The sequence below is a fragment of the Marinomonas communis genome (assembly GCF_004363305.1).
In the GTDB taxonomy this organism is placed as follows: Bacteria; Pseudomonadota; Gammaproteobacteria; order Pseudomonadales; family Marinomonadaceae; genus Marinomonas; species Marinomonas communis.
Map to the genome: position 1 here is coordinate 150,902 of NZ_SNZA01000001.1, position 13,511 is coordinate 164,412.

13 protein-coding genes are annotated in these 13,511 nt (G+C 45.9%); 5 read left to right on the forward strand and 8 right to left on the reverse strand.

Going from position 1 to position 13,511, the window contains the following annotated elements:
- From C8D85_RS00745 to C8D85_RS00755, 3 genes are all read right to left on the reverse strand, one after another.
- Window positions 1-288 (reverse strand): redoxin domain-containing protein (locus C8D85_RS00745; protein ID WP_133560730.1); only part of this gene is annotated, 288 nt, incomplete at its 3' end.
- Window positions 289-297: 9 nt separating this feature from the next.
- A complete protein-coding gene (locus C8D85_RS00750) occupies window positions 298-504 on the reverse strand; it encodes a cache domain-containing protein (RefSeq protein ID WP_133559452.1) in 207 nt (68 codons plus the stop codon).
- Window positions 505-573: 69 nt separating this feature from the next.
- Complete coding sequence (locus C8D85_RS00755) at window positions 574-1,065, reverse strand: cache domain-containing protein (protein ID WP_133559453.1); 492 nt, start codon at window positions 1,063-1,065, stop codon at window positions 574-576.
- A 401-nt stretch (window positions 1,066-1,466) separates the two neighbouring features.
- Between C8D85_RS00755 and C8D85_RS00760 the strand changes: the two genes are divergently transcribed.
- From C8D85_RS00760 to C8D85_RS00775, 4 genes are all read left to right on the forward strand, one after another.
- The gene (locus tag C8D85_RS00760) at window positions 1,467-2,483 is read left to right on the forward strand and encodes an aldo/keto reductase (RefSeq protein ID WP_133559454.1); all 1,017 of its coding nucleotides are present in this window, start codon (window positions 1,467-1,469) and stop codon (window positions 2,481-2,483) included.
- Window positions 2,484-2,878: 395 nt separating this feature from the next.
- Complete coding sequence (locus C8D85_RS00765; RefSeq protein WP_133559455.1) at window positions 2,879-4,246, forward strand: lyase family protein; 1,368 nt, start codon at window positions 2,879-2,881, stop codon at window positions 4,244-4,246.
- Between the two features lie 226 nt (window positions 4,247-4,472).
- Window positions 4,473-5,969: an aldehyde dehydrogenase family protein gene (locus C8D85_RS00770; RefSeq protein ID WP_211342106.1), complete on the forward strand. Its 1,497-nt coding sequence runs from the start codon at window positions 4,473-4,475 to the stop codon at window positions 5,967-5,969.
- A 133-nt stretch (window positions 5,970-6,102) separates the two neighbouring features.
- On the forward strand, window positions 6,103-7,032 hold the full coding sequence (locus C8D85_RS00775) for a LysR substrate-binding domain-containing protein (RefSeq protein WP_211342107.1): 930 nt from the start codon (window positions 6,103-6,105) through the stop codon (window positions 7,030-7,032).
- A gap of 80 nt (window positions 7,033-7,112) precedes the next feature.
- On the opposite strand, the gene C8D85_RS00780 is transcribed toward C8D85_RS00775, so the two are convergent.
- A complete protein-coding gene (locus C8D85_RS00780) occupies window positions 7,113-8,672 on the reverse strand; it encodes a BCCT family transporter (RefSeq protein ID WP_211342108.1) in 1,560 nt (519 codons plus the stop codon).
- 168 nt (window positions 8,673-8,840) lie between these two features.
- Entirely contained in the window at window positions 8,841-10,181 is a 1,341-nt protein-coding gene (gene dddP / locus C8D85_RS00785; protein ID WP_133559457.1) for a dimethylsulfonioproprionate lyase DddP, read from the reverse strand.
- 840 nt (window positions 10,182-11,021) lie between these two features.
- Here dddP and C8D85_RS00790 point away from each other — a divergent pair.
- Window positions 11,022-11,387 (forward strand): winged helix-turn-helix transcriptional regulator, encoded by a 366-nt coding sequence (locus C8D85_RS00790; RefSeq protein WP_133559458.1) that lies wholly within the window; start codon window positions 11,022-11,024, stop codon window positions 11,385-11,387.
- 81 nt (window positions 11,388-11,468) lie between these two features.
- Here the strand turns inward: C8D85_RS00790 and C8D85_RS00795 are convergent, their stop codons facing one another.
- From C8D85_RS00795 to C8D85_RS00805, 3 genes are all read right to left on the reverse strand, one after another.
- The gene (locus C8D85_RS00795; protein WP_133559459.1) at window positions 11,469-12,008 is read right to left on the reverse strand and encodes a redoxin domain-containing protein; all 540 of its coding nucleotides are present in this window, start codon (window positions 12,006-12,008) and stop codon (window positions 11,469-11,471) included.
- 77 nt (window positions 12,009-12,085) lie between these two features.
- Window positions 12,086-12,652, reverse strand: a complete 567-nt coding sequence (locus C8D85_RS00800; protein ID WP_133559460.1) for a carboxymuconolactone decarboxylase family protein — start codon at window positions 12,650-12,652, stop codon at window positions 12,086-12,088.
- Window positions 12,653-12,662: 10 nt separating this feature from the next.
- Window positions 12,663-13,247 carry an NAD(P)H-dependent oxidoreductase gene (locus C8D85_RS00805; RefSeq protein ID WP_133559461.1) on the reverse strand — a complete coding sequence of 195 codons (585 nt, stop codon included), beginning with the start codon at window positions 13,245-13,247 and terminating at the stop codon, window positions 12,663-12,665.
- Between the last annotated feature and the right edge of the window lie 264 nt (window positions 13,248-13,511).

A 13,511-nucleotide genomic window follows, 5' to 3' on the forward strand; every position in this document is an offset into this window, starting at 1 on the left:
AGAAGTAAAGCTGATATCGAGATTTTCTAGGTGTTGCTCCAACTGTTGCTTCGAGTCAGCAGAGACAGCCAGAATGTCTACGCCTGCTTCGGCAAATGCTTGTTTATATGTCTCAATTTCATTTAGATATTTGGTGCAGAGCGGGCAATGTTTACCACGATAAACAAACACTGCTTGCCATGTCGTATCACCTTCAGGTTTGCCTAGCTTGACTTTGGTTCCATCAAGCTTTGTTGCTTCTAATATAGGAAAAGCGTCACCCGCTTTGAGTTTTTGTGAATATGTCATCTCGGTTCCTTATAGAAAGCACTGTTCTAATGCGGTAAACAGTGTTTGATAGCTTCCTGCTAATTTCTGTACCGGTTTGAAGTTATTATCGAGATTATTGCTATCGGCCAGAATAACACCAGTGTCCTCTATCAATATCAAATAGCCATCCTGACCAAAGTGCACCTTCTGTACCACTTCGGTCAGTTTGTTCAGACTAACGTCCAGTCCTATCACGCCTTCAAGACCACTTTGAGTCGTAAAGGTATGCAGGTAATCAATTAACGGTGCTTTGGTCGTCAGGTCTTAATACACCGGCGGGCGAACAATTTCACCGGGCTTGCTGATAGTCGCTTGATACCAAGGACGTTTTCTGGGGTTGTAATTGCCTAATTTGCCTTTAGGCCATTGAATATAACCCCCGGTTTCAAGCCCCAGGAAAACATAGGCAAGATCTGGTCGGGCCTCACCAAAGGCGTTCATCAGAGCAAAAGCTTCCGCTTCAATATTGCCTTCCAGCTGAGAAAATGTGGGCTTTTCTTCTGCAACATAGTGGTTGGTATCAGCAGTAAGGCGTTTAATCGCGGGACTCTCTGTCAGGTAGCGGGCGTCTTCTGCTAAACCATTCAGGTACAAGCTGAAAGCGTTATCAATATGCTTGATCTCAGCTTGTGCTTGTTGCTGATACTGTCCAAGCGCGTTTTCTCGTATTTGCAGTGTTATCAGAACGGTGATCATTAACAGAGGAATGATTACCGCACAGAATAGTGATGTGATAAGTCGGGCTTTGATCGACATGACTAGCCTTTATCTCAGATTATTTCTTTTACTGTACTTAGCGTGGCTTTTAGCGACAGGGAAAGGCCGTAGCGATAGCTGGCCAAACCTCACTTTAATGCTGACACAGCCTGATTAACGGACAATTGATTTATAGGAATGCCAGGTCAGACAAAAACTCATCCCTGATTTATTTATGGGCCTTAACATGGGGGTTAGAGGCTAGGTTTCTCCATAACAATATCAGGCATTACCTGATGTAATGACCCAGTGATTTTTATTGGTTTCTCTTTTTTTTCCCTCTGCGTCAATCTTGCTTTCAGAGCTTAAACACAAGCTTTTTCAACCAAGCTAGCTTGAGCCGGTAACTAAATAGGTAGCTATACCGGTAACAACAAAAATCAAGAATCAGGATTAACGCTATGCAATACGTACGTCTAGGCCAATCCGGCCTGAAAGTATCCCGTCTGTGTCTGGGAACCATGAATATGGGCTCTAAAGAGTGGAAGCCCTGGATCTTTGACGAAAAGGAGAGCGAACCGATTATCCGTCACGCTCTGGATAACGGCGTTAACTTTATCGATCTGGCCGATTTTTATTCCACAGGTGCCGGTGAAGAAGTGGTGTGTAACGTACTGCGCCGTATTGGTCGTCGTGATGAGATGGTTATCACGACAAAAGTGGGTTATGCCATGAGCGATGATATCAACGCTCAGGGACATTCCCGCAAGCATATTTTTGATGCGATCGATGCTTCTCTGACCCGTATGGGCATGGATTATGTTGATATCTATATGCTGCATTATTTTGATACCGAGACGCCGGTAGAAGAGACCATGGGTGCTCTGAACGATATTGTACTGGCAGGTAAAGCCCGTTATATCGGTATCTCGACCATGACCACTGGTCAGCTGGCGAAGATTCTGATGGTGTGCGACAAAAACGGCTGGCAGCGTCCGATCAATATGCAGCTGCAGCTGAACTGTGCTTACCGTGAAGAAGAGCGTGAGATGATTCCGTTCTGTATGGATCAGGGCATCGGAGTATCTGTCTTCAGCCCGCTGGCGCGCGGTATTCTGACTAATGATCTGCAGTCAAACCGTAATCAGACCGATTTCTTCACAGCAGAGATGTACAACGATCAGGCGTCAAAAGATATCTCTTACTCTGTTGCTAAGGTGGCTGATGCCCGTGGTGTACTGCCTGCTCAGATCGCTCAGGCCTGGGTGCTAAACAAGCCGGAAATCAGTTCTATGCTGGTTGGTGCTGATACGAAAGAGCAGGTTGATAGTGCCCTGGCTGCGGTGGAAACCAAGCTGACCGAAGAGGAAATTTATGAGCTGGAGCGCAACTACACGCCATGTGATCTGATTAACGACTACACCGCAGGTAAGCGTATTCCGCGGACTGCCCGTCCGGCTAAAGGAGATTTTGCCTGATCAACCCCTGCGTTATTTTTTGCTATAACCTTTGATGGTGATTAGCTAGGTAAATTCCAGGTGAAGGCAGTTAAATCTCTGTTTTCAGCCCTCTCGTGCAAGAGTTTGGAAGTTTACCTTACTTGTTAAGCCTTTTGTGTTCACTGCTCTTACAGATTGCTAAGCTGTAAGACAGTACTTTAGCCCTGCCAGAGCGGGGCTTTTTTATATCTATTTTCTTATATATATAGTGGTCTAATAAACCCGGACACCATTTTAGGTGGTAAATGAACAGTGGATGACCTCTCAAAAACTCTTATGACTTTTTTGCATACTCCTTTGTCTTTTTATCTCTTGTCCAAAACTAATGAAATCTTTTTTATAGAGTTTTTGCCCCTCTAATCAAGGACACCGGAATGACTGAAGTAGTGACATCGATACCCGCTGAAACCATCAGGGAGCGAACAGAAATTGATCTTATTGGCCCTGTTCTTGTACCCTCTAATGCACTTTATGGAGGTCAGACTCAGCGGGCACTTAATCTCTATCCCTTAAATGGTGAAAAGCCGTTATCGGATTACCCTCAGCTGATTCGAGGTATACTGGCAGTTAAAAAAATTGCGGCACTCACTAATCGACAGACCGATGAACTCCCCTCTGAAGTTGCGAATGCCATTATTGCCAGTATTGAGTCTCTGGAGGCTAATCTTCCGTTGGATCAATTCCCGGTACATGCTTGTCACGGTGGCGGTGGTATCTCTACCAATATGAATGTTAATGAGGTGCTGGCAAATCTGGTTAACCGTGATTTCTTCCAGCAACCGTTGGGTAGTTACCGCCCGGTTCATCCCAATGATGATATCAATCTGAATAACTCCACCAGCGATGCACTCACCACAGCATGCCACTTTGCAATAATTGAGCAGTGGCAGGGTTTACAGGTAGCAATTAAAGATTTGTCAGCTGAATTTTTACTACAGGCTGAGCAGTGGCAGCACGTACAAAAAATTTCCCGTACCTGTCTACAGGATGCGGTTGAGATCAGTTTTGCCGATCTTTTTAGTGGTTATATCAGTCTGATTGAGCGTAACCAAAAGCGGTTGGATCAAGATGTTGAAGCGCTTTATCGCATTAATCTGGGGGGCAATATTATTGGCCGTAAAGGTGACTGCTCAGAGGCGTTTTTTGCTCAGGTAATGCCGATGGTGCAACAGGTGATGGGTAATGAAAAATACGAGCATAATCCTAACCTGTTTGATGCGTCACAAAACCACGATGATCTGATTGCTGTTGCCAATCGCCTGGATCTGTTTGCCCGTGGTCTATTGAAGATCGCTAAGGATTTCCGTTTGATGTCATCAGGCCCTGCGACCGGTTTTGGCGAGCTGCATTTGCCTGCGGTGCAACCAGGTTCCTCTGCCATGCCAGGTAAGGTCAATCCAACCATTCCTGAGTATCTGGTGCAATGTTGTATGCAGGTGTGTGGCCGCTGTTACTCCGTGCAAATGACCCAGGATCATGGTGAGCTGGATCTGAATGTTTGGCAGGCGGTAGTGATCCACAATCTGCTGGATGCGATGAGTTGTTTGGAAAACGGTATTCGCGCTTTTACCGAGTATTGCGTCAGTGGTTTACGTCCAAATCTGGAACGCAACCAAGAGAATATTAATACTCTGATACCCGTCTTGATTCGTTTGAAACAGAAAAAGGGTTACTCGTTTGCTTCACGTATTTATAAAGAAACGGGAGGGGATTTGGAGCAGATTCTAGCTTATCTGGACTAGTCCATAGCAATCCAGTCATATACGGAACAGGCCACATTACTCTTAAAATAGGCGCTTGAATTTATAGGATGAGTTTTTTGCAGGGTTGGCATTCAGTAATGTCAATTGTGCCTGAGGGCACCTCTTTATAACATGCTTGTGTTCATTTTTGGCAGAGTGGCAGTCGATTCACTACCCTGAATTAAGTAGTCATTCTGCCTTTTATCTATGACTACAGGAAATCATCATGACAACAAATAATATTCCTCTGGCTTGGGCTCGTGACTGGCTGCAACAACCAAAACAACAGTACATCAATGGTCAATGGGTTGACGGTAACAGTGATGATTGGGTGGTCAGTAATCCGGCCAATGGTGAAGAACTGTGCCGTTTTGCCATGGCGGATACAGATCAGGTTGAACAAACTGCTGTGATTGCCAATCAGAACCACGAAGCGGGTACCTGGTCGAAAATGAGCCGCACCGAGCGTGCTAATGCTCTGCGTCAAATCGCTGACCTGATCCGCAATAATGTCGAAAAGCTGGCGCTGTTGGAAACCCTACCAAACGGTAAGCTGTTTGCAGAATCCATGGCTGATGATATCCCAACCTGTGCCGATATCTTTGATTATTATGCTGGTTGGACCGATAAGTTTTACGGTGAAACCTCTCCGGTTGATGACGGTTTCCTGAACTACACCCTGAAAGAGCCCGTGGGTGTCTGTGGTCTGATCGCACCGTGGAACTTCCCGTTGTATCAAGCTAGCCTGAAGATCGCTCCGGCTCTGGCCATGGGCAATACGGTGATTATCAAACCGTCTGAATATACCCCGCTGACCATGATCTACCTGATGGAGCTGATCGACAGCGAACTGGATCTGCCTGCTGGTGTGCTGAATATGCTGCTGACCGACGGTGTTAACGCCAATCAACTGACCATCAGCAACAATGTACACAAGATCTCGTTCACCGGTAGTACAGGTGTGGGTCGTAAGATTGTACAGAATTCTGGCGCCTCTAACCTGAAAGCGGCCACCCTGGAGCTGGGTGGTAAGTCACCTTGTATCTTCTTTGAAGATACGCCGGATCTGGACGGTGCGGTTGATCGTGCCTTTACCGTGATGTTCTCCCACAAAGGTGAGAAATGCTCTGAGCCAACCCGTTTCCTAATTCACGACAGTATCTACGATACGGTAGTGGAAAAGCTGGTTGAGAAAGCGGAAGCGATCAAGTGTGGTGATCCACTGACTGAAGGTGTGGATCAGGGCCCGCAGTGTAATAAGGTTCAGTTCGATAAGATCATGGAGTATATCGAGATTGGTAAAACCGAAGCCAAACTGGTTGCTGGTGGTTATGCCGATATCGAAGGCGACAATGCCAAGGGGTACTATATCCGCCCAACGATCTTCTCTGATGTGCCGGCGGATGCCCGGATCGCCCAGGAAGAGATCTTTGGCCCGGTATTGAGTTGTATCCGTTTCCACAGCACCGAAGAAGCGGTACAGATCGCGAACTCAACGGAGTACGGTCTGGCTGCAGGTCTGTATACTGCTGATGTTTCCCGTGCTCACAAAGTGGCTGAGCAACTGGATGCCGGTATGCTGTTTATCAATCGTTATGGCTGTTACGGCCTGGCCGCACCTTTTGGTGGCTTTAAACAGAGTGGCTGGGGCAAAGAGATGGCGATTCACTCCCTAGCCTCCTACACCAAAACCAAAGGCGTTTGGGTGTACTACGGGGACTAATACGTTACCTGTATCCTTTGAATCAAGCAGAAAAAAGCGCTCTAGGGCGCTTTTTTTTGTACCTGTTCGTCTTATACTCAAAACACACAATTGCTCAAAATTGGTTGATTTAAGATTATGTAAGATAAAGCTTTTGGGCGAAAGTAGAATAAAAATATTTTGTGATGTTCAGGGCATTCCAGGTTTAAAAAATATGCGACAACTACCTTCTTTAACCGCGTTAAGAGTCTTTGAGGTGGCTGGTAAACAGCTCAGCTTTACAATGGCAGCCAAGCAGCTGTATGTGACGCAGGGTGCCGTTAGCCGACAGATCAAGCAGCTGGAGGATTATCTGGGGGTTCCCCTGTTTGTGCGTATGCATCACAAACTGGAACTGACCGATTCAGGTCGACAGCTGCTGCAGAAGATTGAGCAGTCCTTTGATTTAATCGAAACTGCCGTTACTGAAATTCGTGATCCCAAGTTACGGCAAAAGCTGAATATTCTGGTCCCCCCCACCCTGGCCACTCGCTGGTTAGCAAGGCGCTTAACAGAGTTCCATAAGCGCTTCCCTGAGCTGGAAGTGTCTGTTTATGATCATCCTAGTGAGCATGTATTATTTGACTGTGAAATTCGCTTTGGTCGTATGGCGAAACCCAAGCACTTTAGTGAGATGCTTTTTCTGGAGCAGCATGTACCTGTTTGTTTACCGGATATGATCGACAGGGCACAAAACCTGACGCTGGAAGCAGGCAATTTGCTACACATATTGCACGAAGGAGAAAGGTTGCCGGTATGGCGAGACTGGCTGGAGGCAGCAGGGCTCCATCAACAAGTAGACGCAGATCGAGGCCTGTCGTTTAGTACACTGGATCAGGCCATCAGTGCATTAAAAGCGGGCACGGGTTTTGCGGTGATTGAGAAGCATATGATTAGCAGGGAACTGGAAGAGGGTCGACTGGCTCAGTTCAGTGATATCGAGGTGAGCGGCCCTTACGGCTACTGGCTGGATATTCCACCGGAGCGGCAGGGATTATCCAAGGTGGTCTTTTTTAGAGAGTGGCTGCACGAGCAGTTGGCTTGATGGCAGACCGTGTTCTGCTTTCCAGCAGAACACGGTTGCGTTTTTGAGAACGGTTTAAGGCCTGAACTTTAGAGGGAGGGCTAAGGTGCTGGCGATACTTCCTGTTGCATCGGCTCAGAGTCACTATCTGAATCGGTATCCATATCCTGTTTCTCCGCTATCAGCGCCTTGATAAAGCCAGCACACATCACAGATACGATAATCGCAAATGGGAAGCCCAGGATGATCAGGACCGCCTGAATCGCACCCATACCACCTACCATCAGCAACAGGATGGTCACGGTAGATACGGATACCACCCAGAAAATGCGTTGCCAAACGGGGGCCAGATCACCATCCTGAGACGTCAGAATATTAATCACCAGAGTACCCGAATCTGCTGTGGTGATAAAAAAGACAAAGATTGAGAACAGTACTAGGTAGCTAATAAATTCAACGCCTGCAAACAGCTCAAAGAATTTAAACAGAGCGGTAGATGAGTCTGCAGATACGGCTGTTGCCAGCTCAGTGATCCCTTGATTATGAATCATATCCAGAGCGGTAATACCGAAGATGGATAACCAAACCAGTGAGAAAGCGACAGGGATAATCAGCACGCCAAAGACAAACTCACGAATGGTTCTGCCACGGGAGATACGAGCAATAAAGACACCGGTTGGTGCAGCGAAGGCGATCCACCAGGCCCAGTACAGTAGAGTCCAGCCTTCAAACCAGGAAGGGTTGGTTTGCGAGTAGGTTTCAAAGGTCAGAGGTACCAGATTGCTCAGGTAATCTCCAACGCTATTGACTGTCGCGTTAAGCACATCTGAGGTATTACCTGCAAACAGGACAAAAATCATCAGGCCGATAGCCACATTGATATTCAGTACCGACAGCTGCTTGATGCCCTTTTTAAGACCCAATAGCAGAGACAAGCAGGTCACAATACCAATACCGATAATCAAAGCGACCTGTACACCGACACCTTTAGGCACGTCAAACAGGTAATTCAGGCCGGAGTTGATCTGCATAACACCGAAACCCAGCGGTGTCACAATACCAATCACAGTTGCTAATACGGCAAAGGAATCGACAAAATCGCCGATAGGGCCGTAGATTTTTTTGCCAATCAGTGGGTAGAGAGCAGAGCGCATCTCAATAGGTAGGTTTTTACGATAAGCCGCATAAGAGATCACTAAAGCCACAATAGCGTAGATTGCCCAGGCATTAAAACCCCAGTGAAAAAAAGTAATGGTCATGGCCTGCTCCATCGCCTGGGCCGTTTTAGCTTCGGCCACCGGTGGTGACAGATAATGCATCACAGGCTCGGCAACACCAAAAAAGACCAGGCCAATGCCCATGCCGGTGGAGAACAGCATAGCCCCCCAGGCAAAGGTACTGAACTCGGGACGTTCATGATCCTGCCCCAGACGCAGGTTACCGATTTTAGTACTCATACCACAATAGGCCAGCACCAGCATAAAACCTGCAACACTGAGCATGTAAAACCAGCCAAACTTTACTGCGATCAGATGCTGCGCCTGTTTAACCAGGGCTGTAGCACTGTCCGGGGTGACCAGGACAAATAGGATCAGAATACTCAGGACAGCGCAGGAGACTGCAGCGACCCGTTTCTTATAGTTGTTCTCTGTAGTGATCATATTAGGTTACTTCTTTTATGTTTGTGGGAAGTACCACTGAGATAGGATCATGTAGCTTCTTGCTATCCCGTGGTTGAAAGGCGCTGGATGGCATCCAGCGCTCAAGGTTTCAAGACTGTAAACTGCTTAGACAAATCTGAAACAGTGTTACAAGCCTGAAAACAGTGATTATTTCAGCAGGGCCTCTTCAAACGGGTAGGTGGTCAGGTTTTCAAAACCGTTTTCAGTGATGATGACCTGATCTTCAAGCTTAACACCCTCTTTGCCGTCAACAGCGCCAACGTAGGCTTCTACACATAATGCCATGCCGGGTTCCAGTACGCCGCTGTAACCGTGACCTTCCAGATCTTCAGGGTAACGGATGGATGGGTATTCATCACATAGACCCACACCGTGCATCATCACGCCATAGCGCTGCGCGCGGAACTCTTCCGGTAAGCGCACACCGGCACGAGTGACCTCTTCAAAAGTCATGCCTGGGCGCAGAATTTCCATATTGTGTTGGATATGGTCATAAGCCACTCGATACAGGCGTCTTTGTTCTGCCGTGGGCTCGGCATCACCAATCATCCAGGTACGGGAGATATCGGCACAGATACCATAAGGGCCGACCAGATCGGTATCGAAAGCCAGCAGTTCACCGTTTTGCACAACACGCGGGCCCGACTCCTGGAACCAGGGGTTTGTGCGTGGGCCGGAAGACAATAAGCGGCATTCAATCCATTCGCCGCCACGCTTAATATTTTCAGCATGCAATACTGCCCAGATATCATTTTCGGTAGCTCCTGGTACAGAAGCCTGCTGCATCTTAGCCATGGCAATTTCAGTGGAAGCCAGTGAGCAACGCATGGCGTTAATCTCATCCTCGTTTTTGATAGCGCGGGCCAGTTCCATCACTTCCTGACCATCGAAGGTTTCGATATTCAGACGATCCAGCTCACGCAGACCTACGATTTCGATCTTGTCTAACGCCAAGCGGCGGTTATTGCCGCTATGCTCTTTTAGAATGGACTCGATCTCTTGAGCAAAGTGACGGGCATGTTCTGTAGTGCGATCACCTGTTTCAAAGTAGAAGAAAGAAGCTCCACCACGCAGCTCCTTAACTAGCGGTAGGTGAGCGGTGAGGTGATCACAGTTATGGAAATCCCACAAAATGATATGGCCAGAGGCAGAAACAAAGCAGGCGCGAGCAGAGTTGTGGGTTATCCACAGCTGCATATTGGTAGAGTCCGTGGCGTAACGAATATTCAGCGGATCAAACAGAAGAATACCACCTAGGTCACGCTTTCGCAGTTCATTTACAATGCGTTGTAAACGGTACTCACGCATACGTGCGAGGTCTGGGGCTATCAGCCCCAGGGCTTCCCACTCGTTAAAGGCCAGATCCGTTGGACCTATTTCCACTCGGTCATTTTCATTGGGAGAACCATCGGGTTTAAAAGCGCCGCGTCGACGCGTTGGGTCGATTTTTCGGTTTGAACTTGCAATTGAAAAAGGGGACCAGTTCATTAAGCTAACCTCATATTTTTGTTGTGTTTATTGTGATAAGCCAGCACCTGTTGAACGCTGAAGAACTACGTATCCGGTGGACTACAATCGAATGAGGTTTATTATTCGGGGGATGCTAGGATTGAACAACGCACTAAAAAACAATCTGCTATGACTTAATGTAATGGTAGATCAAATAGGCCTTCATCTTAGGTATAGAGCTTGCCTGATAAGACTGCTAATTAAGGGATTACATCGGCGATCAAAGTCTTGTCTGAAAAATCAAAGAAATATCTGTGGATTCAATCTTAATGTAATTCTGACATTAATTGGAGTGGACCTCGTTCAGTAGACATCCTATGACTGTTATTCCATCAAGGGCTAGTGATCTTAACACGCTCAGATTGGCTTAAAGCAGCTGATGGAGATTATGCAGATGAGTACCAAAAATATAAGGCTGGAGTCGTTAAGGCTCATTTGCCTTTGTTATGGAAGCAGATTGAAGAAATGGCTTCAGGCCCAGAATTAAATCTAGAGTTTTTTTATGAAGTATCATCTTAACTATGCCTAACGACATGTTAAGTGAAATTAAATACCGGTGACGAGAAAAGTTAGTCGAATGGGCCGAAGAAAAATTAATAGTACGGTCTATTAATAGAGACTTTCATGTTAGTTGTTTCAGCTAGGTATGAACTAGGTTACTAAAAGTATACTTATTGCATTCAGTCTCTAGGGAACTAAAATATACCGTAAGACGCTCGCCATTAGGTAACTACGCATATTCAATAACTATGAGTGACGTTTTTATTATCAATGACGATAAACTACGTTACTTAGCTTCTTTAAATGACGAGGGGCTGTATGAAAGCTAAAGTTAAAGTTGACCAAAAAGGGCGTAAGAGCGTTATTGATGCTTGTACCGAGCCTTGTGCAATCGAAAAAGGCATGAGGATTTTGGGTTCAAAGTGGAAAGGTTCAATTATCTATCATCTGAAAGATGGCCCAGTGAGGTTCAATGACCTTTCGAGAATGTTGGGTGGTGCAAGCAAGAAGATGGTTGACCAGCGCCTAAAAGAATTAGAAAGTGAAAACATGGTAATGCGTCGAGTGCTCAATGAAAAACCATTGGCGGTCAGCTACGAACTCACTGAGTTTGGGCGCAGTGCGCTAAAAATTCTTGAAGAGTTGAGAAAATGGTCTGAAAGCAACAATGTGCAGCTTAAATAGTGTGAGCAACATTCATCTAAGTCCTTCTTTAACAAAACAAGGCAACCAATAGGTTGCCTTGTTTTGGTTCAATCGACTGTTTCAATAGTCTAATTTGCCACGGATTGGGTAATCGTTAGCTGGGTTACGAATCCATGCAAAACCTCGGGTCAGAGCACCGAGCTCAGGTCTTACAAACGGATTATTGGATAGGTCAACCACGTGTAAGTTGCCGTGTTCATTGACGACAAACAACCCAGGCTCTGCAAAGTTATGGTCGGTTTCTGCTTCAGAGCGTGGTAGCGATATATAAAGTCCCAGAGTTTTCATCTGTTGCTCGGTAAGACCATAGGCGATAGTAAAGCTGATATCGAGATTTTCTAGGTGTTGCTCCAACTGTTGCTTCGAGTCAGCAGAGACAGCCAGAATGTCTACGCCTGCTTCGGCAAATGCTTGTTTATATGTCTCAATTTCATTTAGATATTTGGTGCAGAGTGGGCAATGTTTACCACGATAAACAAACACTGCTTGCCATGTTGTATCACCTTCAGGTTTACCTAGCTTGACTTTGGTTCCATCAAGCTTTGTTACTTCTAATATAGGAAAAGCGTCACCCGCTTTGAGTTTTTGTGAATATGTCATCTCGGTTCCTTATAGAAAGCACTGTTCTAATGCGGCAAACAGTGCTTTAAGTTGTGTTTGCTTGTTCTTGACTGAGTTTAACGCTCGCTAGGATGCGTCCACGCAAACTTCTGGAATGGCGCATCGGTTTCAGTATGTGCCAGTGCATTCGTGAAGTTTGAGATAAGCTTAGCAGACAAGCCAGTCAGCACTTCCAGCGCTTGACGTTTGGTAAAACCAGCGTCTAGGAATGCTTGCAGTTTTTCATCACCGATATGACCACGGTTATCAAGCAGTGCCTTGGTAAAATCATGCAGTACTTGTAGCTTCGCATCAGGAATGGCAGTACCTTCACGTAATGCTTCAATCACCTCATCTGGCATTTTGCCCGCCTTCATCATCCATGTATGACCAGGAACACAGTAGTGACAGTTATTCTCAAAGTTAGCGGTCATAAAGACCACTTGTTGCTCCAATGGACTGAACGTTGTGTTTTTCATAAACAGGTCAAAGACCGTGTTGTATGCTTCGTAGGTAGCCGGTGCTTCAGCAAGAACCGCGTGCAAGTTTGGTAGCATACCGAAGCCTTTTATTGACTGAGCTACCAGTTCTTTAGACTCTTCAGGAGCCGTTTCTGCATCGTAGTAAGTAAATTCAGTGCTCATAGATACCTCCTTAGAAGTGTGTGTCTAGGTGTGTTTCAAAGCGAACAAAGTCGTTTTCAATGTTTGCGTTCTTCATAACGTCGTAGCACGCAAATGTTGGTAGTGCTGACATGCCAAAGAAGCGGAAATTGACGTGCATGTGAAACATCAAATCATCTACACTGCGGCCTTGGAATAGGTATTCTCTATCATCATTAAATGATTCTTCTGGTGCATTAAGTGTGAGCGAAAGCATGTATTTAGTATTTGTACGAGTACCGCCTGTTCCATAATTTTTCTTTGGTTCTTCTGCCGTTCGGCCATCAAAAGCACAAAGCGCACCCCCCATTCCTGCAGTGAAGACTTCATCCATGTATTTTTTGAAAGACCATGGGATAGTCATCCAGTTGACAGGCGACTGAAGAATCACTCTCTCTGCCCATTCGAAATTCGCCAGCTGCTCATCAACTACGATGTCATCTTGCATTGTAACTACACGAACTTCGTGGCCCTTTGATTCTAACTGGGTGCGAGCTTTCTCAACTAAAGTCGCATTTAATTTTCCCTCTGAAAAAGGAGATGGTTCGTGCGCGTTAATGATTAGAACGTTACTCATGATATTAACCTTTCAATAATTGGTTGTTTTACAGAGCGAATAATGATTTCGCCGTCTTGCGGTTTATTATGGTTACCTGCATTTCTAGTTCAATTAGTTAACTTTTAGTAACCACCATGAGAGTTGAATGAGATGGAGATAAAACTATGTTTATTATGAATTTTATTTTTTACATTGAAGTGTTTATACGAAGAGGCAGGTGCTTAAAGTTACCAAAAGTATACTAATTGAAATTATTGCTGGAGTTAGCATACTGAACAAAAC